At 68.1% G+C, this 20,983-nt stretch carries 20 protein-coding genes, 1 tRNA gene and 1 pseudogene; 13 read left to right on the top strand and 9 right to left on the bottom strand.

Features of this window, described 5'->3' with window-relative positions; translation table 11 throughout:
• Positions 1-14: 14 nt before the first annotated feature.
• Positions 15-1,034, bottom strand: a complete 1,020-nt coding sequence (locus B0I31_RS40015) for a hypothetical protein (RefSeq protein ID WP_146173854.1) — start codon at positions 1,032-1,034, stop codon at positions 15-17.
• A gap of 248 nt (positions 1,035-1,282) precedes the next feature.
• Entirely contained in the window at positions 1,283-1,660 is a 378-nt protein-coding gene (locus B0I31_RS15465) for a hypothetical protein (RefSeq protein WP_106616103.1), read from the bottom strand.
• Positions 1,661-3,027: 1,367 nt separating this feature from the next.
• On the opposite strand from B0I31_RS15465, the pseudogene B0I31_RS15460 reads away from it, so the two are divergent.
• Positions 3,028-3,851: pseudogene (locus B0I31_RS15460) on the top strand (IS5 family transposase).
• A gap of 34 nt (positions 3,852-3,885) precedes the next feature.
• Here B0I31_RS15460 and B0I31_RS15455 read toward each other — a convergent pair.
• The 4 genes from B0I31_RS15455 to B0I31_RS15440 form a co-directional block, all read right to left on the bottom strand.
• The gene (locus tag B0I31_RS15455; protein ID WP_181320185.1) at positions 3,886-4,305 is read right to left on the bottom strand and encodes an Imm1 family immunity protein; all 420 of its coding nucleotides are present in this window, start codon (positions 4,303-4,305) and stop codon (positions 3,886-3,888) included.
• Positions 4,306-4,307: 2 nt separating this feature from the next.
• Positions 4,308-5,030 carry a DddA-like double-stranded DNA deaminase toxin gene (locus B0I31_RS15450; RefSeq protein ID WP_106616101.1) on the bottom strand — a complete coding sequence of 241 codons (723 nt, stop codon included), beginning with the start codon at positions 5,028-5,030 and terminating at the stop codon, positions 4,308-4,310.
• A 133-nt stretch (positions 5,031-5,163) separates the two neighbouring features.
• On the bottom strand, positions 5,164-6,261 hold the full coding sequence (locus tag B0I31_RS15445) for an IS630 family transposase (RefSeq protein WP_245949944.1): 1,098 nt from the start codon (positions 6,259-6,261) through the stop codon (positions 5,164-5,166).
• A 332-nt stretch (positions 6,262-6,593) separates the two neighbouring features.
• Positions 6,594-6,667: transfer RNA gene (locus tag B0I31_RS15440), tRNA-Gly, on the bottom strand.
• A gap of 71 nt (positions 6,668-6,738) precedes the next feature.
• Here B0I31_RS15440 and dcd point away from each other — a divergent pair.
• On the top strand, positions 6,739-7,320 hold the full coding sequence (gene dcd / locus B0I31_RS15435) for a dCTP deaminase (RefSeq protein ID WP_106616540.1): 582 nt from the start codon (positions 6,739-6,741) through the stop codon (positions 7,318-7,320).
• Here dcd and B0I31_RS15430 read toward each other — a convergent pair.
• Positions 7,317-8,303: a cation diffusion facilitator family transporter gene (locus tag B0I31_RS15430; RefSeq protein ID WP_106616099.1), complete on the bottom strand. Its 987-nt coding sequence runs from the start codon at positions 8,301-8,303 to the stop codon at positions 7,317-7,319. The two genes, dcd and B0I31_RS15430, sit on opposite strands and share 4 nt — an antisense overlap.
• 116 nt (positions 8,304-8,419) lie before the next feature.
• Here B0I31_RS15430 and B0I31_RS15425 point away from each other — a divergent pair, with 116 nt between their 5' ends.
• The gene (locus tag B0I31_RS15425; RefSeq protein WP_146173853.1) at positions 8,420-9,712 is read left to right on the top strand and encodes a hypothetical protein; all 1,293 of its coding nucleotides are present in this window, start codon (positions 8,420-8,422) and stop codon (positions 9,710-9,712) included.
• A gap of 34 nt (positions 9,713-9,746) precedes the next feature.
• Positions 9,747-10,124 carry a phage holin family protein gene (locus B0I31_RS15420; RefSeq protein ID WP_106616097.1) on the top strand — a complete coding sequence of 126 codons (378 nt, stop codon included), beginning with the start codon at positions 9,747-9,749 and terminating at the stop codon, positions 10,122-10,124.
• A 130-nt stretch (positions 10,125-10,254) separates the two neighbouring features.
• On the opposite strand, the gene B0I31_RS15415 is transcribed toward B0I31_RS15420, so the two are convergent.
• A complete protein-coding gene (locus B0I31_RS15415; RefSeq protein ID WP_106616096.1) occupies positions 10,255-12,528 on the bottom strand; it encodes a (Fe-S)-binding protein in 2,274 nt (757 codons plus the stop codon).
• Between the two features lie 139 nt (positions 12,529-12,667).
• Here B0I31_RS15415 and B0I31_RS15410 point away from each other — a divergent pair, with 139 nt between their 5' ends.
• The 4 genes from B0I31_RS15410 (at position 12,668) to B0I31_RS15395 (ending at position 15,132) form a co-directional block, all read left to right on the top strand.
• Entirely contained in the window at positions 12,668-13,000 is a 333-nt protein-coding gene (locus tag B0I31_RS15410) for a DMT family transporter (RefSeq protein WP_106616095.1), read from the top strand.
• Entirely contained in the window at positions 12,990-13,520 is a 531-nt protein-coding gene (locus tag B0I31_RS15405) for a TetR/AcrR family transcriptional regulator (protein WP_106616094.1), read from the top strand. The genes B0I31_RS15410 and B0I31_RS15405 overlap by 11 nt, the downstream gene beginning before the upstream one ends.
• 23 nt (positions 13,521-13,543) lie before the next feature.
• Complete coding sequence (locus B0I31_RS15400; RefSeq protein WP_106616093.1) at positions 13,544-14,113, top strand: hypothetical protein; 570 nt, start codon at positions 13,544-13,546, stop codon at positions 14,111-14,113.
• A gap of 230 nt (positions 14,114-14,343) precedes the next feature.
• Positions 14,344-15,132 carry a DUF4097 family beta strand repeat-containing protein gene (locus tag B0I31_RS15395; RefSeq protein WP_181320184.1) on the top strand — a complete coding sequence of 263 codons (789 nt, stop codon included), beginning with the start codon at positions 14,344-14,346 and terminating at the stop codon, positions 15,130-15,132.
• Here B0I31_RS15395 and B0I31_RS15390 read toward each other — a convergent pair.
• Positions 15,129-15,692, bottom strand: coding sequence for a DUF5655 domain-containing protein (locus tag B0I31_RS15390; RefSeq protein WP_106616091.1), 564 nt, complete (start codon positions 15,690-15,692; stop codon positions 15,129-15,131). The two genes, B0I31_RS15395 and B0I31_RS15390, sit on opposite strands and share 4 nt — an antisense overlap.
• A 169-nt stretch (positions 15,693-15,861) precedes the next feature.
• Between B0I31_RS15390 and dnaK the strand changes: the two genes are divergently transcribed.
• The 5 genes from dnaK to B0I31_RS15365 all read left to right on the top strand — a co-directional run bounded on the left by dnaK (position 15,862) and on the right by B0I31_RS15365 (position 20,866).
• Positions 15,862-17,715 (top strand): molecular chaperone DnaK, encoded by a 1,854-nt coding sequence (gene dnaK, locus B0I31_RS15385; protein WP_106616090.1) that lies wholly within the window; start codon positions 15,862-15,864, stop codon positions 17,713-17,715.
• Positions 17,712-18,434, top strand: a complete 723-nt coding sequence (gene grpE, locus B0I31_RS15380) for a nucleotide exchange factor GrpE (RefSeq protein WP_106616089.1) — start codon at positions 17,712-17,714, stop codon at positions 18,432-18,434. Before dnaK ends, grpE begins: the two co-directional genes overlap by 4 nt.
• 17 nt (positions 18,435-18,451) lie before the next feature.
• Positions 18,452-19,621, top strand: a complete 1,170-nt coding sequence (gene dnaJ, locus B0I31_RS15375; RefSeq protein ID WP_106616088.1) for a molecular chaperone DnaJ — start codon at positions 18,452-18,454, stop codon at positions 19,619-19,621.
• Positions 19,618-20,046, top strand: a complete 429-nt coding sequence (locus B0I31_RS15370; protein WP_106616087.1) for a heat shock protein transcriptional repressor HspR — start codon at positions 19,618-19,620, stop codon at positions 20,044-20,046. The genes dnaJ and B0I31_RS15370 overlap by 4 nt, the downstream gene beginning before the upstream one ends.
• Positions 20,047-20,188: 142 nt before the next feature.
• Positions 20,189-20,866, top strand: coding sequence for an alpha/beta fold hydrolase (locus B0I31_RS15365; protein ID WP_106616086.1), 678 nt, complete (start codon positions 20,189-20,191; stop codon positions 20,864-20,866).
• Positions 20,867-20,983 lie beyond the last annotated feature (117 nt).

The raw sequence follows: 20,983 nt of genomic DNA, 5'->3' as shown, positions 1-20,983 counted from the left end.
GACACTATGCATGGTTACTGTGACCGGTTCTCCAAGGCAGGATCTGGCACTTCAGGTTCAATCGGTGGTGAGGGCCACCAGCTCACAATAACCGCCTGCCACGGAGTCACGCTGCGCCACTCCCGATGTATGCGTCCTCCAGTATTACGTCCGACAAAACGCCAATGGTCCGGCTTCGTTCCTTTTTGGCGAACGAGCTGTGATGGAACAAACAGTGAGAACGAGAGGTCATTCAGTGCATTGCCGTCAAACTCGACATTTAGGCTGATGGCGAACATTGAAAGCGTTAGGGGAAGAGAGCTGGACGAGTCTCGAAACACCTGTGTTTGCACCGCAACTGAGTAGTCCATTCCGTAGTCGATCCGACGCCCCTTTCCCCTCTCGCGCCACATTCTATCCAGGTCCAGCTCAACCTTTCCATGCCTCTCCGGCAGTACATAGGGAGCAAGATCCTGCCCGCGCAAGTCTACGTCACCAATCCTCGCCTGGGCGCATTCCACCCGATAAGCCAAAAAGCTTGAGTCCTCACCAAAGGTGGATTCCATTACCCAGGCCCTGCCTGTCGGAACGAGCCCATAAGGATCAAGATTATGAGCGGTATGGTGTTCGCTCAAGAGAACTCGAACTACACGTTTTGAATCGTCTTTCCAATCAAATGTCAGCCTCCAGGATACTTCATGTGCATAGTAAGCCTGCTTGCCGAACTCTTTGACCGCCTCTTGCAACGGGCGCGGCTGAGATGGCCCGAGGAACCCGAATATCTCGGCAATTGCTTCCTGCACGCCGCGACGGACTGCCTCCTCGCGGGACCGGAAGCGCAGGTACAAGTCGCCCAGTATGGCTACCAGAAACGCTACAACAAGCGCCTCTCCTGCGGAATGGAAGAAGCCGTGCCAAAACCCAAGGGGAAACAGCAAGTAGGCCGCGACATAACAAGCAATCCCCGCTAGGAAAACTAGCGAGATAACAACGCCTACCTGCAATCCTGATACGGGCTTCTGTGTCACAGGTCCGGTCGCGTCGTCCTCGGACATGTTAACTCCAGGCTTAAATATCGCCGGTGTGCATCTTGTAGATTCCCGATTAATGCCTATACTTTACACTTGCCAATAAGAATACACACTAGCTTCATGGCGCTTCCCTGGCGGCTTGGTGAACTAGGCGAATCTAGCGGTTTTTCATCTCAGAAGACCCTCGGCGTCACCGGAAGGAGCTTATATTTGCCAGCTAAAGCCGGGCTCTTCATAATCGCATGGCTACCCGCCCCGTTTCACTGCTGGCCTTACTCGCCAGCGGTGGCAAGTTCGCCCACACTGACATCCAGGAATCCGCTCACCAGGCAAGCCAGCACGAGAAGCACCAAGCCCCAGGCGATTAGACGATCACCGGACCTAAGCTTGGAGATCGGCTCGGCGTAGGTCAGCGGGTTGAAGGCTTGGCGTCCTGACCCGAAAAGGAATTGTGTCCGGTCATCGTCGCCGTCACCATCGCCACCATCACCGCCACCGCCACCGCCACCGCCCGGAGCTTTGGGCGGAATCTTTGGGACGACAAGCTCCACCCGCACGCGCTTGATCGACCGGTAAGCGATCAAGAACGCTCCGGTCAAGATCAGCGTAAACCCAGTGATAGCCAGGCCCATGACCAAGAAAGATCGCATGGCCCACCTCCTTGTGGTGCTGTACCAGGAGTGTCGGCCCTGCCTACAGCCGTGTTAGCTCATTCACCCGATCGTGTGACGTACTCACCTGGAATCGTCGCTCTACGCTATGAGGTGGCACCTGCGGCCGTGGCACAGCCAGGCCGGGTGACCGGAAAGTTAACGCACCAATTACTTAGGAGTTGCCTATGACGCCGAACCTCTGGAGTAGGTCACGTGACGGATATCTTGCCTATCAGGCCGCGTACGGTTGTAGTGGACGTGCTCAACGTCATGCGTCGAGTATGGCGTCCGGGTGCGCCGGGTGCCTATGACTGGCTGATGGGAGTTGGCAGCTCCCTGAAGGCGTGGCCGAGGCTTGGTCCATGCCGCGAAGTGCGGTATGTGGGTGATCCAGAACTTTTGGATATGCTCCACCCGACTGACCGCCCGAAGTTCGAGAAGCTGATGAAGCAAGGACGGCTCTATCTAGCCCCGCAGGGGCAAAAGGCTGACCTAACAGTTCTGGCGCTGGCCAAAGGTGCAGACGGTATCGTCGTAGCCGACGACGAATTCCGTGCAGAGTTGCCATTCGGTCACGAGTGGTTGCTCTTCGACCTAAAGCGAGCTGTCAGACCGAAGCGATCCAAAGGCCGTTGGCGTTGGACGTGGAAGGATCAGGAGTGCTTCATGCCTGGTTACTATGGGAGACCGGACGACGGTAGTCGAGCCGTGAGCCGTAAATACCTCTTGAAGATCGAAGCTGTCACCGGTCTTAGCTTCCGTGATCCTGTTTGGCCCAGTGCTGGGGAACCTGTTGGATTCCCGCATATGGCGAGAGACCTAGTGAAACCGGTGTGGTGGGTGCGTAATCGCGCTGACAAGCTTGGAATACCTAGGCTGCTCTCAACATGTTTGACCGACGAACAGGTCTTGAGACTGCGAGGTGATTCGGAAGGGCTCCAACAGGAAATACTGCTCTCCGAAGCAGCTTAAGTCTTGCGGTAACCTGCCTATTGTTTTATTGTAGGTAATAACTCCGCGTTTGTGCCGGGCCATTGCCGCAGCCAGCGTCAGTGGCCCGGAACAAACGAAGAAGGAGTTGTAATGTCTCATTTGCGCGCAGGGACGCCGCGCGCCGTATGTCAAGTTGGTCACGTACCGACGGAGCGAGTACGTCACCTGGCTGGCGCTTGCGGGTGTCTTCGGCAGTACCTGCAGCCTGGTGTACGGGTGGCTCTTGGTCGGAGAGCGCGAGGGGTGGGCCGCCGTCCTGGTCGGGTCTCTCTTGGTGGCTTCGGGTGGCTGTGCCCTTAGAGGTCCTAACAGAATGATCTTGGCTATGCTTTGATCTTGTCGGATGTGGTGTGGTCCGGTGGGAGGTTGGTGTGGCCCGGCGTCGGCCGTGGGAGGTCGAGGACGAGCTGTGGGAGTTGATCGAGCCGCTGTTGCCGAAGGTCGAGCGGCGGTTCCGGTATCCCGGTCGTAGGCGGTTGGACGATCGCAAGGCGTTGTGCGGCATCCTGTTCGTGCTCTACACCGGTATCCAGTGGGAGTTCCTGCCCCAGGAGCTGGGCTACGGCTCGGGCATGACGTGCTGGCGGCGGTTGCGGGACTGGACCGAGGCCGGGGTGTGGCCTCGGCTGCACGAGCTGCTGCTCGCCCGGCTGCAGTCCGCGGGGGCATTGGACTGGTCGCGTGCCGTGGTGGACTCCTCCTCGATCAGGGCGGTGAAGGGCGGCCCAAAACCGGGCCGAGCCCGGTCGACCGTGCCCGAGCGGGCTCCAAGCACCACCTGATCACCGACGCCGGCGGCGTTCCCCTGGCCGTGACGCTGACCGGCGCGAACCGCAACGACATCACCCAGCTGATGCCACTGCTCCACGCCGTCCCACCCGTACGCGGACGGGTGGGACGGCCACGGCGTAAGCCCGAACAGCTGTTCGCCGATCGGGCCTACGACCACGACAAGTACCGCCGATAACTCCGCACCCAGGGCATCCGGCCGGTCATCGCCCGCCGCGGCGTCGAGCACGGCTCGGGTCTGGGCGTGTACCGCTGGGTGGTGGAGCAGACCCTGGCACTGCTGCACTGGTTCCGCCGCCTGCGCATCCGCTGGGAAGTCCGCGACGACATCCACGAGGCCTTCCTCAGCCTCGCCTGCTCGATCATCTGCTGGCGACGACTCCAACGCCACCAGTCATTACGTTAGGAGCTCTTAAAGCGCGGGTCGACCGGCGAACGAGTCAGTCGGTCTCAGTCCAGCTCAGGCCGCTCGGCCGCTCCCCGCAGCTCGTTAGCAGTCCCCAAAGAGCTTGGCGGACCAGGCTTAGAGGCACCTCGGCATCGGCCGGGAACTCGTGGGCCGTGCCGAAGTAGGCGAACGTCACCCCGTCCGGGTTAGCCTGCGCGCCCTTGAGGTAGTACGCCCCTTCTTCACCGGAGTACCGCACAGCCCCGAGGCCAGTCTGCGCGCTGGCGCCGATGGTCAGCTCATGGTTAGGGAACTCCCGGCCCTCGTCCGGGTCGATGGCGTAGGCGGTGGCGGCGGTGTGGTCGGGTCCGGCGGCAAGCAGCTCGTCCACGAACCGGTCAACGTCGTCTCGGGTCCGCAGCTCGGTCACCGCCTGGTCGTTGTGGTAGGCGACTTCGAGGTGATAGCTCACGGTCAGACGGCCCTTCCCCGGTAGGTCTTCACGCCACCCGGCCAGTACACCGTAACGACCTGGTTCGGCCGCAGTATCCGGGGCAGCAGGCGGTCACAAGAGAACGGACCGCGCGCACAGGGATCGTTGTTGATGACCACCGTCACCTCTTGCTCTGGGCTGGCGCGCAGGCTAACGGCCAGCTTGACCTCAACGTGGTCGGCTGTCATGAGGGCACCACGCGACGGCGCGATACCGAGACGGCGCAGCTCGGCCGTAGCGGCTTCACTCAACTCGTCCCGGCCGCTGGGTAGGGGGCCGTGCGCGTTGCCCTGCCCGTCAAGCCAATAGCCGTGGGTCTTCTGGTTGGAGCTATCGCGGACAGGGAGCTTGCTCAGTAGCTCACGTACTCGGTCCGGCGGCTTAGGACTGTCTGGCTGAGCCGCCGCGGGCTGATTAGGCTCGGTCTGCTTTGGTTGTGGCGTAACGGTTTGCGGCGCGGCTGCGCCCTCAAGCCGACTGGCTGCCGCCGTGGCGGTCTGCTGGATCGTGGTCAAGAGCTTCTGAAGTTCACCGATGCCGTTGACCACTTCATCGAACCGGGCGACAACCTGTAGGAACTCGTCTTGCCCGCTACCCGTGGCGGCCAACTCGATGAGGGCCTTCGCGTCTTCGGCCAGGTCGAGCGCGTCAGCCAGTGGCGTGAACGGCAGGTCTTTGACCGCCTGGCGCAGTGCGGCCACCACGTCACCGACGCTCGCCGAGCCCGCTCCCTGCCATTAGGTCGGCCCTGATGGTGGCACGGCCTAACGCTCGTCGTTAGGGACTTCGCCAGTTGGTGGAGACGGCAACACCAGGCCACGGGCGACTAGTGCTGCGTCACGCAACCTTGGTCGGGTAATTGGTCCAGGTGCGGATGGGTGAGTCGGTGGCGAAGCCGGTCTTGGGTCGGGCTCGTGCGTTGCGCCAGCGGATGTAGGCGGCGACGGCGGTGTTCTGCTCGGTGTGGGTGCGGTGGTCGGTGCCGTTGAGGGCGAAGTAGCGTAGAGCGGTGAACTCGGCCTCGATCCAGTTCAACCAGGAGCTGTAGGTCGGTAGGAACACCAGCTCGACGTCGTTGTCCGCAGCCCAGCCCAGGACGTCGGGGTGGCGGTGCGGCGAGAAGTTGTCGGCCACGATGTAGAGCTTCTGCTCAGGCCACCGGGCGCGCAGGGCCTTGAGCAGGTCGAGGAACTCGCCGTGTCGTTTGCGGCGCCGGATGCGGTAGTGGATCTTCCCGGTGGTCAGGTCGAGTGCGGCGAGCATGTGCATCACGCCGTGCCGGCGGTTGTATGTAGCCCGTAATCGCCGCGGTGACCCGACCGGGCGCCACGCTTTGCCCTTGCGTGGCATCAGGTTGAGTGGTGCGAACTCGTCCACGCAGATGACCCGGCCGTCGGCGGGTGGGCGGTCGTAGAGGTCCAGGATCCGGTGCATCTTCGTCACGAAGTCCGGGTCGCTGGACGCCTTCCAGGTGGAGGTGCTCTGCCAGGACACGCCGCCGGCGTGCGGGACGCGGCGCAGGGTTTCCCGGCTGATCGCGGCCACGGTGCCGCGGTCGAGCAGATGGGCGCGCAATTTCGACAGCGACCAGGTCGAGAACGCGGTGATGCCCCAGGAGGCGGGAGACGTCCGGGCGATCAGGCAGATCCGTTCACGGACCGCCTCACCGATCGTCCTGGGACGTCCCCCGCTCCACTTTGGGTCCAGCGCCGCGAACCCGCGCTCGTTGAACGCGTGGATCACATCACGCACATAGTCGGCGCTGACCTGCATCAACGACGTGATGTCAGGGACCGCCTGCCCCTGAGCGGACATCAGGACCACGATCGCCCGACGCAACCGCACCGGGTCCTTCGCGGTCCTGCCGATCCGGGCCAGCTTCCGGCCCTCCTCCATCGACAACGACCGGACGAACACCTCCGGACGACGACCCACAACCACCTCCCGCTCGACATGGGAGGACCAGCCTGGCCTGTCAGCCAACCGGGCCGATTAGCGGGTCAACGTTCCGAGATGCAGCACTAGACCGCATCTTGGTTGACTCGGACGGCTTCGTTGAAGTGACGCCCGAGCCCAGCGAGGTCGGTCACGCTGTGCTACAGCTGGCTAACAGAACGTCACGGGCGCCCGTGCTCGCTCCGAGCGGGCCGGACGGCCCCAGACGGCTCCTACGACCCCCAGGCGCGTCCTGAGGGCTGCCCCAGACGCAGGAAACCCGCAGGTCGCAGGGTTTTCCCTGGTCGCTGCGGGTTCCCCTATGACTACTTTGGAGCGGGTGACGGGAATCGAACCCGCCTCTACAGCTTGGGAAGCTGTCGTTCTACCAATGAACTACACCCGCCTGGTGTGCGGCACCGATCATACACAAAGCCGGTGCGCGGGTGGTCCGGTGCCGTCACCTAGGCTGTGCCCGTGCTGCTCAGTGACCGCGATCTGCGCAAAGAGGTCGAGTCCGGCCGGTTGGTGCTGGACCCCTTCGACGACGTCATGGTGCAGCCGTCCAGCATCGACGTCCGGCTGGACCGGTTCTTCCGGGTCTTCAACAACACCCGCTACACCCACATCGACCCCGCCATGCAGCAGGACGACCTGACCTCGCTGGTCGAGCCGGCCGACGAAGAGCCGTTCGTGCTGCACCCCGGCGAGTTCGTGCTCGGTTCGACGTTCGAGCTGGTCACGCTGCCCGACGACCTGGCGGGACGGCTCGAGGGCAAGTCGTCCCTGGGTCGCCTGGGCCTGCTCACGCACTCGACGGCGGGCTTCATCGACCCCGGCTTCTCCGGCCACATCACGCTGGAGCTGTCGAACGTCGCCAACCTCCCCATCACGTTGTGGCCCGGCATGAAGATCGGCCAGCTGTGCCTGTTCCGGCTCAGCAGCGCGGCCGAGTTCCCGTACGGCTCGGCCCAGGCCGGTTCCCGCTACCAGGGCCAACGCGGTCCGACGCCGTCACGCGCCTACCTGAACTTCCACCGCACGGACACCCGCCGCTAGAGCTTCAGGTCCCCGTACCTGGCCAGCACCCGCGACCGCAGCTCCGGGTCCGTCCGCGGCACGGGCTCGAGGAACACCTCGTCCAGCTCGGGGTGCGCGGCACGCAGCTCGGCGTCGATCCGCACGCACGCCCGCTCCAGGTCGGCCGCGCCCAGCGCGTCGTCGAAGTCGAGCCGCGCGCACACCAGCACCCGGTCCGTGCCGACGGCCATCGTCAGCAGGTCGACCACCTGCTCGACCTCCGGCGCCTCCCGCAGCCACGACCACACCGCCCGCACCAGCACCGGGTCGGCCTGCCTGCCGATCAGCAGCCCCCGGTTGGTCGACGCCAACGTGTACGCGGCGAACGCGAGCAGCACGCCGATCGCCAACGACGCCACGCCGTCCCACACCGACGACCCGGTCAGGTGGTGCAGCCCGAGCCCGCCGAACGCGAGCACCAGCCCGACCAGCGCGGCCGAATCCTCCAGGAACACCGTCTTCACCGTGGGGTCGTCCGACACCCGCAGGTAGGCGAGCACCGACCGATCCCGGGCCCGCGCCTCCCGCCGCACCTGGCGCGCGGCCTGCGTCCACGACACGGACTCCAGCGCGAACGCCAGCGCCAGCACCACGTACCCGACGACGGGGTTGCCCTGCTCCTGCGGCGCGCCGAACACGGTCCGGAACCCCTCGTAGAACGCGAACACCGCACCGGACACGAAGATCGACACGGCAGCGAGCAGCGACCAGAAGTACCGGTCCTTGCCGTACCCGAACGGGTGCCTGCGGTCCGCGGGCCGGGTGGACCGGCGCAACGCGGTCAGCAGCAGGCCCTCCGTGAACGTGTCGGCGACCGAGTGCCCCGCCTCCGCCATCATCGCCGCCGACCCGGTGATCACCCCGGCGATCGCCTTCATCACCGCGATGGCGAAGTTCACCGCGAGGGCGAGCAGGACGGTGAGCGTGCTCTCGCCGCCGCCCTTCGAGTGCTCAGCTGCCATGCGCCGACGTTAGGCCGGAGCGCGGTGATCCGCTCGGCGTGACCGCCGTCACGAAACGATCATGATCTCCGTTGCGACGACGAGGTGACAGAGCAGGCCTTTGGGGGGATTTCCAGGTGAGAACCTTGACCGGTCGGTTCGCGGCCGTCGTCGCCGCGGTGGGCGTGGCGGCACTGGTGAGCCCGCTCGCGGTGGCGGATGAGAACACCGTGGTGCTGGACGGCCTGGTGTGGTTCGACCGCGACGCGGACGGCGTGGTGGACGCGGGCGAGCCGCCGTTGGCCAACGGCCGCGGTGTGCGGGTCTTCGACGCCACCACCAAGCAGCTCATCGGCGAGTACGGCACGGACGCGAACGGCCGCTACCGGGTCGAGGACCTGCCCGACGTCCCGCTCGCGATCTACAACCACAACACCGACATCTTCGAGGCGACGACCAAGTCGACGTTCAACCCGGTCAGCGGCGGTGGCACGTTCGACTTCGGCGTGCGCGGCGGCACGGTGCGCGGCTTCTCGTTCCAGGACCGCAACCGCGACGGCGTCCGGCAGACCCACGAAGGGGACGTCCCGGGCGTGCCGACGGTGCGGCTGATCCACGGCATCGTCGACGTGAAACCGGCGACGCGCGGGGTGAACGGCGAGTACGAGTTCACCGACGTCCCGGTCGGCGACCAGGTGACGATCGTCGCGGACAAGGCGCCGGAGCTGAAGCTCGCGCCGAAGGTCTCCGAGTTCGACATCGACCCGGTGACGCGGGACAAGAAGATCGTGGTGCGCGCCGGCGAGACGACGCGCGTCGACGTCCGGTACACCCACCTGGACGCCGACTTCGTGGCGGGTACGCCCCGGCTGGAGCCCGCCGCCGACGCCTACCGGGTGGGTGACGTCGTCACGCTGGTCGTGCCGGTGACGAACCGGGGTGAGGCGCCGGACAACCCGGACATGGTGGTGTTCGGGTCGACGCCGGAGTTCGTCGGCGCCGGTGACGGTGTCACCGTGACCAGGCCCGGCCAGGAGTTCCGGCTGAGCGGGCCGATGGCGGTCGGCGCGACCGTCGACGTGCGGCTGACCTACCGGCTGGACGACCCGGAGTTCGACGAGTTCCACCTGCTCATCCGGCCGTTCTCGGCACTCGGGCACGAGGAGACGAACTTCGCGGACAACCACGCGGTCGTGCCGCTGGTGTACACGACCGGCGAGCAGCCGACGTCGACCACCACGACCGCGCCGACGACGACCACCAGCCCGACCACCACCACCGCGCCGTCCGTGGCGCAGGTGGCGGGTGGCGACGGCAACGGGTTGGCGAGCACCGGCGCGACGCCGCTGCCGTGGCTGGCGATCGGTGGCCTGCTGCTCGGCGCAGGTGCGCTGGCCTTGTTGGTGGCACGCGGGCGTCGTCGCGCCTGACCCGTTCGGACGACCGCCACCGCTAGCCTGCGGCATGGGCATTTTGGTGCACGTACTGCTGACGGCGGTGGCGGTCTGGGTCGCCACGCTCATCCCGGGCATCGACCTGGGGGAGGGCGCGTCGACGCCCGCGAAGATCGGCACGCTGCTCGGCGTCGCGCTGCTCTTCGGTCTGGTCAACGCGGTGGTCAAGCCGCTGGTGAAGTTCTTCGGCTGCCTGTTCTACCTGGTCACGCTGGGGCTGATCGGCCTGGTGGTGAACGCGCTGCTGTTCTGGCTGACCGGCTGGCTGGCGAACGAGCTCGGCCTGCCGTTCGACGTCACCGGCTTCTGGCCCGCGTTCTGGGGCGCGATCATCGTCGCCCTCACCAGCTGGGTCCTGAACCTCGTCTACGACCGCGTGACCGACTGAAACATGGCCGCTGCTCCGCAGACGGCGGCTCGGTCGCCCGGAAGTCGGTCGTTCGCGCCTGATCTCCCGACGATCGAAAGCGTGATCGCCGGGAAATGAGGCGCGAACGACCGACGCGACCTCGCAGCGGCTAGTTCGACGCGGCCTTGTCCTCGTCCGGCAACGGCGTGCCGGTCGGGGTCTCGTCGGTCGGGATGTCGCCGCGTTCCAGGGCCAGGCCCCGGCGCACGGACGTCAGCAGCAGCTGCGCCACGTCCACGACCTCGACGTGCGAGCCCGCCGTGCCCTCGTTCTGCCGGGCCGTGACGCCGTCGGTCAGCATCACGCGGCAGAACGGGCAGCCCGTCGCGATCTTCGACGGCGCGGTGCCCAGCGCCTCGTCCACGCGGTCGAGGTTGATGCGCTTGCCGATCCGCTCCTCCATCCACATGCGAGCACCACCGGCACCGCAGCACATGGAGCGCTCCTCGTGGCGCGGCATCTCGCGCAGCGTCGCGCCCGACGCGCCGACCAGCTCACGCGGCGCCTCGTAGACCTTGTTGTGCCGGCCCAGGTAGCACGGGTCGTGGTAGGTGACGTCCTCGGCGACCTCGGCCACCGGCACCAGCCTGCGCTCGCGCACGAGCCGGTTGAGCAGCTGCGTGTGGTGCACGACCTCGAACTGGCCGCCGACCTGCGGGTACTCGTTGGCCAGCGTGTTGAAGCAGTGCGCGCACGTCACCACGATCTTGCGCTGACCGGCGGGCCGGCCGTCGAAGACGGTGTTGAGCACCTCGACGTTCTGCTGCGCCAGCATCTGGAACAGGAACTCGTTGCCCGCGCGCCGCGCCGGGTCGCCGGTGCAGGTCTCCTCCGGCCCGAGCACGGTGTACTTGACGTCCGCGGTGTGCAGCAGCTCGGCCACCGCCCGGGTGGTCTTCTTCGCCCGGTCCTCGAACGCGCCCGCGCAGCCGACCCAGAACAGGTACTCGGCGTCACCCAGCTCGCCGTCGAACACCGGCACCTCGAAGTCCAGGCCCTCGGTCCACGCGAGGCGGTCCTTGGCGTTCTGGCCCCACGGGTTGCCCTTGTTCTCCAGGTTCTTGAACATGCCGCCCAGCTCGGACGGGAAGTTCGACTCGATCAGCACCTGGTAGCGGCGCATGTCGACGATGTGGTCGACGTGCTCGATGTCCACCGGGCACTGCTCGACGCACGCGCCGCACGTCGTGCACGACCACAGCACCTCGGGGTCGATGACGCCCAGCTCGTCCGCGCCGCCGACCAGCGGTCGCTCGGACTCGGCCAGCGCCAGCACGTCGATGGACTCCAGGCGCTTCTTGTAGTCCTCGTACTTGTCCTCGGTGAGGCCGACCTCGTCGCCCGCCATGTCCTTGCTGCCGCCGGCCAGCAGGTACGGGGCCTTGGCGAACGCGTGGTCGCGCAGCTGCGTGATCACGAGCTTGGGCGAGAGCGGCTTGCCGGTGTTCCACGCGGGGCACTGGGACTGGCAGCGGCCGCACTCGGTGCAGGTGCTGAAGTCCAGCCAGCCCTTCCAGGAGAAGTCCTCGACCTTGCCGACGCCGAACACGTCCTTGTCGGGGTCGGCTTCCTCCAGGTCGAGGACCTTGCCGCCGCTCATCATCGGCTTGAGCGCGCCGAGCGCGACACCGCCGTCGTCCTCGCGCTTGAAGTAGATGTTGAAGAACGCGCTGAACCGGTGCCAGGCGACGCCCATGGTGAGGTTCTTCGACACCACGATCAGCCAGATCATGCCGGACAGCAGCTTGGTGAACGCCATGATCGAGACCCAGTCGGGGCTCGCGGGCAGGATCTGGGCCAGCGGCGCGGTGACGAACGACGACCACAGCGGCGGGTCCTCCAGGCCGGAGGCCTGCTTGAACGCCTTCACGCCGAGGATGCCGAGACCCTCGATGATCACGACCGCCTCGACGAAGTACGCGGACTTGAAGTCCGAGCCCGCGAACCGGGACACGCGGTCGGCGCGGCGCGGGTGGTTGAGCTGGCGGATGATCGCCAGCGCGACGCCACCCACGACGGTGCCGATGCCGAGCAGTTCGACCAGCAGCAGCCACGGCGACCAGGTGCCGATGATCGGCCAGTGGAAGCCGGGCTGGAACATCTCGCCGTAGGCCTCGAACAGCACCGCGGAGCCGATCAGGAAGCCCCACATCACCATCCAGTGCCAGGGCGCGACCTTGCGGAACTTGGCCATCCTGGTGTGCGCGACGAACTCCACGATCAGCGTGCGCAGGCGGGGCGCGAACGGCCCGTTGCGGGTCGAGTCCGGCTGGCCGAGGCGGATGATCTTGATCATCCGCAGGACACCGGCGACGAACAGACCCCAGGCGAACACGCTGACGGCGACGCCGATGGCGCCGAGGGTGAGCTGGAGGGCTCCCATTGTGGTGGCGGCCTTTCTCGTCCGTTCTCCTGGCTGGGCAGCCTACGCCCGATTACTGGCCGGTAACCACTTGGACGTGGTCGATCACATAGGGCCCGTAGAGTAGTGGAACAAACGTTCAACTTTCTGGGGGCGGGACGTGCTCGTGTACCTGGCGCTGGCGGTGGCGATCATCGGCGAGGTCACCGCCACGGTGTTCCTCAAGCTGTCGGAGGGTTTCAGCAGGCCGATCCCCTCGGTCGTGGTCATCGTGGGGTACGTGGTCGCGTTCGGCGCGTTGAGCAAGGTGCTCCAGCTGGGCATGCCGATCGGCGTGGCGTACGCGATCTGGTGCGCCTTCGGGATCGCGGCGGTCGCGGGCATCGGGGTGGTGGTGTTCAAGGAGCCGCTGAACGCCACGATGGTGGTCGGGCTGCTGCTCGTGATCGCGGGCGTGGTGGCGATCGAGGTGGGCAGCAGCGGTGCCGCCTGACGGGCGCCGGGTCCGGGGCGACCGGCGTCGGCGGGAGATCCTGGCCGCGACGCTGCGGGTCGTCGAGCGGGACGGCGTAGCCGGGGTGAGCCACCGTTCCGTGGCCCGTGAGGCGGGCGTGCCGACGACGTCGACCACCTACTACTACGCGACGCTGGACGACCTGCTGATCGCCACGCTCACGTGGTCGGCCGAGGAGATGGCCGCGAGCTTCCGCGAGGTGCCGCTGACGCCCGCCGCCGTGGCGCGGTTCATCGCGGACGCCGCCGGTGAGCACCGTGGCCGCACCCTCGCCGAGTACGAGCTGTACCTGCTGGCGGCGCGCCGCCCGGAGCTGCGCGCGGCGGCCCGGCGGTGGATCTCGCTCATGGCCGAGGTCGCCACCGGGTGGGACCCGGTGGCGCTGCGGGCGGTCCTCGCGGGCCTCGACGGGCTGCTGATCCAGGCGTTGATCGCGGATTTCCCCCCAATGGCGGAGGACTTGGAGCCCGTCGTGTCCCTTCTGATGCTTGGCGGATGACCTTCGCGCGGGACACTGGTGTCATGAGGTTCGCCGGTCGTGAGTCGTGGCAGGTGTCGCACGGGACGAATCAGACGGTCAACACCGCGCTGTTCGTCCGGGACACGCTCGCGCTCTCCGTCGAGACCGTGCCCGAACTGCCCGGCCTCGACCCGTCGGTGCCGGTCGTGGTCCCGGCGGGGGTCGACCGGGCAGCGGCGGCCGAGGAGTGGCTCGGCTGGTGGGCCGACGTGCTCGACCACGCCCGCGCCGAGCTGCACGGTGGCGCGCCGGACGACCCGAGCGGGCCGTCGTTGCAGGTCAGGCCCGCGCTGCGGGCGGCGGTGCTGGCGCTGGCCCCGGCCGCGGCCGAGTACGACGAGCGGTACGTGACGTCCCGGGGCGCGTTGCCGATCGGCGAGGTGGTGCGCGGCGTCGAGGGCAGGCTCGGGCGGTACGTGCGGCCGTTCCGGCTGGTGATCACCGAGGTGCCGGTGCAGGGCATGGTGTGGGAGCGGATGACCGACACGCACGTCATCGCCTCGCAGCGCTTCCTGGTCGACCCGGCCCGCTCCGCCCCGGCCCTGCGCGCCGTCGTCGAATCCCTCGCCTGACCGGCTTCGCGAGAGTCCAACGCCCAGCCCTCGAGAGTCCAACGCCCACATCGCGCGTGTCCTACGTTCGGAACACCCGAGTTCAACGCTCAGGACACCGTTCGCTGACCGATCGCTGATCGGAGGGGTAGGGACAGCCCCCGTATCCGGTCGGGGGTCTTCCTGGTGGGCCGGTCGGCCGCGTACCCCTAACTTGAACGGCGACAACCTTGACGCCTGAGGGGGCAGCGGTGGTTAAGCGGATCGCGTTGGTGGTCGGGGTGGCGGTGGCCGCGACGCTGGCGCTCACGTCGTGCGTGCGGCTCGTGCAGCACGGCTTCGACGACAAGCACACGGTGTCCGACCAGGTCACGGAGGTCCGGCTGCAGAACGGCTCGGGCAACGTCACCGTGCGCGGCAAGGAAGGCGCCACCGAGACGGAGATCCGCCGGCGCGTCGAGTACCCCAAGGACGCCGACAAGCCCACCGGCGTCTCTCACCGCCTGGAGGGTTCCACTCTCGTCCTCGACGGCTGCGGCAGCCGCTGCACGGTGAACTACGAGGTCACGGTGCCGTCCAAGGACGTCCGGATCACCGGCGAGAACTCCTCGGGCGACGTCCGCCTCGAAGGCGTGGCCGGCGTCGAGATCGAGGTCGGCTCCGGCGACGCGACGGTCCGCGACGTCAGCGGCGTGGTCCGGGTCGACAACGGCTCGGGCGACCTGGAGGTGGCCGGCGTGGGCGGCGACTTCACCGGCGACGTCGGCTCCGGCACCACGAGGCTGTCGGACATGCGCGGCGCGGTGACCATCGACAGCAACTCCGGTGACGTGACCGTGCGGCTCGCCGCGGTGACGTCCGTGACGGCCGACGCGGGCAGCGGCGACCTGACCGTCGACGTGCCGGAAGGCGCCTACAAGATCGACGTCGAGGCGGGCAGCGGCGAGCGGGACATCAAGGTCGAGAACGACCCGGACGCCGCCGCCAAGCTGGTCCTGCGCGCCGGCAGCGGCGACGTGACCGTGCGCACCGCCGCCTAGGCGTTCTGCTCGTACGCCGCCACCAGCAGCGCCTCCACCTCGCCGTCCAGCTCGTCGGCCCCGGTCAGCGACACCTTGTGCGTCGCCTGGCCGGGGCCGCCGGGCGTCAACCGGTCGCTCTCCGGCACGTCGGTGAACCGCAGGCCCAGGTCGACCCGCGACGCCAGCGCCCGCACGGCCGCGAACTGCCGCCCCCGCACGAACGGCACGTAGGTCGCACGGCCCTCGGCCCGCACGTCCTCGCCGAGCCCGAGGGCCAGCGTCGCGATGCGGTCGAACAGCGGGCGCAGCGCCTCCTTGCGCCCCGAGTACTGCGAGTCGACGTACTCGGCGAATGTCGGCTCCACCCACCCGGCCCGCCGCGCCGCCGCGTCCGCGATCGTCCACTGCGAGTTCTGCTTCACCCCGTGCACGTCCCGCAGCCACGCCCGGACGGCCTTCTGGTCGAGCGGGTCGAGCGTGCTCGCCTCCACCAGCGCGACCCATTCGTCCAGCGTGCGACCGGTGCGCGCGAGCATCGACGCGCTGAGGGCGGCCATCATGTCGGCGGGTGACTCCATGTCGTCGAGTGTCCCGGATCACCTCGATCCGGGAACACCGCGACCACCCCGTCCGTTGGACAGGCAGAAAGATTGAGCCGGGTGGACTCAAGTCCGCCAGCGCCGGCTAAACTTGAGCCGGTACCGCTCAACGCGGGGCTCTCACAGACGCACTACCAGGAGGAATCCAATGGCGCGAGCGGTCGGCATCGACCTGGGGACGACCAACTCCGTCGTCGCGGTTCTCGAGGGTGGCGAGCCGACGGTGATCGCCAACTCCGAGGGGTCGCGCACCACCCCGTCCATCGTCGCCTTCGCCAAGAACGGCGAGGTGCTCACCGGTCAGCCCGCCAAGAACCAGGCGGTGACCAACGTCGACCGGACGATCCGGTCCGTCAAGCGCCACATCGGCACGGACTGGAAGACCGACGACGTCGACGGCAAGAGGTACACGCCGCAGGAGATCAGCGCGCGCGTGCTGATGAAGCTCAAGCGCGACGCCGAGGCCTACCTGGGCGAGGAGATCACCGACGCGGTCATCACCGTCCCCGCCTACTTCGAGGACGCCCAGCGCCAGGCCACCAAGGAGGCCGGCCAGATCGCGGGCCTCAACGTGCTGCGCATCGTCAACGAGCCCACCTCCGCCGCCCTGGCCTACGGCCTCGACAAGGGCGACAAGGAGCAGACCATCCTGGTCTTCGACCTCGGTGGCGGCACGTTCGACGTCTCGCTGCTGGAGCTGGCCGAGGGCGTGGTCGAGGTCAAGGCGACCTCCGGTGACAACCACCTCGGCGGCGACGACTGGGACCAGCGCATCGTCGACTGGCTGGTCGAGCGGTTCAAGCAGACCAACGGCATCGACCTGACCAAGGACAAGATGGCGTTGCAGCGCATCCGCGAGGCCGCCGAGAAGGCCAAGATCGAGCTGTCCAGCTCGAACAACGCCTCCATCAACCTGCCCTACATCACCGTGGACGCGGACAAGAACCCGCTGTTCATGGACGAGACGCTGTCGCGCGCCGAGTTCCAGCGCATCACCAACGACCTGCTGGAGCGCACCCGCGCGCCGTTCAACAACGTGATCAAGGACGCCGGCATCAGCGTCGGCGACATCGACCACGTGGTGCTCGTCGGCGGTTCCACCCGCATGCCCGCGGTGGCCGAGCTGGTCAAGGAGCTGACCGGCGGCCGTGAGCCGAACAAGGGCGTGAACCCGGACGAGGTCGTCGCGGTCGGCGCGGCCCTGCAGGCCGGTGTGCTGAAGGGCGAGGTCAAGGACGTCCTGCTGCTCGACGTCACCCCGCTGTCCCTGGGCATCGAGACCAAGGGCGGCGTGATGACCAAGCTCATCGAGCGCAACACGACGATCCCGACCAAGCGCTCGGAGATCTTCACCACCGCCGACGACAACCAGCCGTCCGTGCAGATCCAGGTGTTCCAGGGTGAGCGCGAGTTCGCCCGGGACAACAAGAAGCTCGGCATGTTCGAGCTGACCGGCCTGCCGCCGGCGCCGCGCGGCGTCCCGCAGATCGAGGTCACCTTCGACATCGACGCGAACGGCATCGTGCACGTGTCCGCGAAGGACATGGGCACGGGCAAGGAGCAGCGGATGACGATCACCGGCGGCTCCGCGCTGCCGAAGGACGACATCGAGCGGATGATCAAGGACGCCGAGGCGCACGCCGAGGAGGACAAGCGCCGCCGCGACGAGGCCGAGGTCCGCAACCAGGCCGAGACGCTGGTCTACCAGACGGAGAAGGTCCTCAAGGAGAACGAGGACAAGATCCCGGCCGACGTCAAGGAGAAGGTCAACGCGGCCGTCGCCGAGACCACCGAGGCGCTCAAGGGCGAGGACATCGCCAAGGTCCGCGCCGCGGTGGAGAAGCTGGCCACCGAGTCCCAGGCCATCGGCCAGTCCCTGTACGCCAACGCCGCACCCACGGCCGACGCCGCGGGCGCCGCCGGTGGCACGACCGCCGGTGACGCGCCGAAGGCCGACGACGTGGTGGACGCGGAGATCGTCGACGAGGACGAGAAGAAGTGACCCAGCCCGAGGAACAGCCCCACGTGGTGGTGCGCGACCGCAGGCGCATCGACCCGGAGACGGGTCAGGTGCGGGAGCCCGAGCACGACGAGAACCCGCAGCCGGAGGCCGGCGCGTCCCAGACCGACCTGCCGCCGGGCGCCGAACCCGACTCCTCGGAGAGCGGCGGCAAGCACGCCGCCCCCGAGGCGCCGGACGAGGCGCAGGCCGTGGCCGTCGACCCGACCGTCGAGCTGAAGGCTCAGCTGGACGAGCGGACCGCCGACCTCCAGCGGCTGACCGCGGAGTACGCCAACTACCGCAAGCGCGTCGAGCGCGACCGGGAACTGGTGATCACCACGGCCAAGGCGCAGGTGGCGGGCGAGCTGCTGGGCGTGCTGGACGACATCGAGCGGGCCGGCGCGCACGGCGACCTCACCGGCGCGTTCAAGGCGGTGGCCGACAAGCTGGTCAGCGCGTTGCACGGCACCGGGCTCGAGCCGTTCGGGCACGAGGGCGAGGAGTTCGACCCGTCCGTCCACGAGGCCGTGCAGCACGGCACCTCGCCGGACGTCAGCGGGCCGACCGTCACCGCCGTGCTCCGCCGCGGCTACCGGTTCGGCGAGCGCGTGCTGCGGCCCGCGCTGGTCGCCGTGACCGACCACGAGCCCGCCGCCGAGCAGCCCGTGGCCGACGAGGCCGTCGAGAAGCCGGTCGTAGAGCAACAGCAGCAAGACTGAAAAGGGGGCGGCGTCCGTTGAGCGCTCGCGACTGGATCGAGAAGGACTTCTACCGCGAGCTGGGCGTCACCTCCGACGCCTCGGCCGATGAGATCAAGAAGGCGTACCGGAAGTTGGCGCGGGAACTGCACCCCGACGCCAACCCCGGTGACGCCAAGGCCGAGGCGCGGTTCAAGGCGGTGTCCGAGGCGTACGGCGTGCTGTCGGACACCGCGAAGCGCAAGCAGTACGACGAGGCCCGCCGCCTCTTCTCCGGAGGCGGCGGGTTCCCCGGCGGGTTCGGCACGGGCGGCGGCGGGTTCGACGTCGGCGACCTGTTCGGCCGCCAGGGCGCCCAGCCCGGTGGCATGGGCGGGCTCGGCGACCTGCTCGGCGGGCTGTTCAACCGCCGTGCCGGCGGGTCCGCGTCCGCGACCAGGCCGCGGCGCGGTGAGGACGTGGAGACCGACGTCCGGATCGACTTCACCGAAGCCGTGAAGGGCGCGACCGTGCCCATGCGCCTGTCCAGCCCCGCCACCTGCGGCACGTGCTCCGGCTCCGGTGCGCGTCCCGGCACGTCACCGCGGACCTGCCCGAACTGCGCCGGCGCCGGCCTGGTGACCCGCAGCCAGGGTGCGTTCGCGTTCTCCGAGCCGTGCGCCGACTGCCGCGGCACCGGGCGGATCGTCGACGACCCGTGCCCGGAGTGCGAGGGCGACGGCGTCAGCACGAAGACCAGGACGCTGACCATCCGCATCCCGGCGGGCGTGGACGACGGCCAGCGGATCAGGCTGGCCGGGCAGGGCGAGCCGGGCCGCAACAACGGTCCCGCGGGCGACCTGTTCGTGCGCGTGCACGTCAACCCGCACCCGATCTTCGGCCGGTCGGGCAACGACCTGACCGTGACCGTGCCGGTCACCTTCCCCGAGCTGGCGCTGGGCACCACGTTGACCGTGCCCACGCTGGAGGGCAAGGTGACGTTGAAGGTGCCCGCGGGCACGGCCAGCGGTCGTGTGCTGCGGGCGAAGGGCAAGGGCATCGCCAAGCGTGACGGCCAGGTCGGCGACCTGCTCATCACGTTGACCGTGGCGGTGCCGAACAACATGGATGCCGCAGCCCGGGAGGCGTTGGAGAACTACGCGTCGGCGACGGCGAAGCACGACCCGCGCGCAGAGCTCAACGCCCTGTTGGAGAAGAGGTCGGTGTGAGCTTCCCGTTCCCGCCCGGCACTGACGAGGACACTCCGTTCTTCGTCATCTCCGTGGCGGCCCAGTTGTCCGGTCTGCACGCCCAGACGCTGCGCGCCTACGACCGGCTCGGCCTGGTGTCGCCGGGCCGCACGTCCGGAGGCGGGCGTCGGTACTCGATGCGCGACATCGTGCTGCTGCGCGAGGTGCAACGCCTCTCGCAGGAGGAGGGCGTGAACCTCGCCGGCATCAAGCGGATCATCGAGCTGGAGAACGAGGTCGGCGCGCTGCGCGCCAAGGTGCAGGAGCTGACCGAACAAGTGGCCTCCGCGATGGCCGCCGCCGAGCACGCCGCCGCGTCCGTGCACGCCTCGTACCGACGTGACCTGGTGCCGGTGCGCCACGAGACGGCCCTGGTCGTCTGGAAGCCGAACTCCAAGCGCTGACCTCGGGCCCGCGGCACCGCCGGTGTCCCAGGTGTCGCTCGATAGGGTGATCATCGCCCGAAAATGTACGGAAACACCGTTCCCGTACCTCGGTTAGCCATGAGGAACCCCGCGACGCCGAACCCGCGCCAGACTGGACGACGTGGACTACGTCTTCGTGCACGGCACCACCCAGTCACCGGCCGCCTGGCGCCCGGTCGAGGACCTGCTCCGCCAACGCGGCCACCGCACCGTCGCCGTGGACCTGCCGACCGACCGCCCCGAACTGCGCGCCGCCGACTACGCCGCGATCGCCCGCGCCCAAGCGGGCGACGCCCTGGCCCCGGTCCTCGTCGGCCACTCCGGCGCCGGCCTGCTGATGCCCGCCATCGCCCGGGCCGTCGGCGCCTCGCACCTGGCCTGGATCGCCGCGATGATCCCCGGCCCGGTCTCCCTGGCCGACGAGCTGGCCGTCGACACGGGCGAGATGTTCAACCCGGAGTGGCGGTCCCTCACCGACCCGCCCACCGCGGACCCCGTCGTGGCCTCGTACTTCCTGTTCCACGACTGCGACCTGGCCGGCGTGCGCGCGGGCCTGCGGACGCTGCGCCTGTTCTACCCCGCCGCGACGTACCGCGAGGTGCACGAGGTGCCCGACCTGCCGTCGACCTACGTCCAGCCGCGCGAGGACCGCACGCTGCGGCCGTCGTGGATGCGGCGTGCGGCGCGCGAGCGGCTCGGGGTCGAGGCGATCGAGGTCGACGGCGGGCACTGCCCGCAGACCAGTCGGCCGGAGACCCTGGCGGCCGTGCTGGGCGCGGCGTGGCCCGGGCCGCCGTGACGCGGCGCGTCAACCAACCGCGACTCGGCGCGTGACCAGCAGCGACTCGGCGCGCAAACCGGCCGTGACCCGGCGCGCAAACCGGCCGTGACCCGGCGCGCAAACCGGCCGTGATTC

Source organism: Saccharothrix carnea (assembly GCF_003014735.1).
In the GTDB taxonomy this organism is placed as follows: domain Bacteria; phylum Actinomycetota; class Actinomycetes; order Mycobacteriales; family Pseudonocardiaceae; genus Actinosynnema; species Actinosynnema carneum.
The sequence above is the reverse complement of the archived record's forward strand: the minus strand, read 5'-3'. Positions and strand labels throughout refer to the sequence as shown.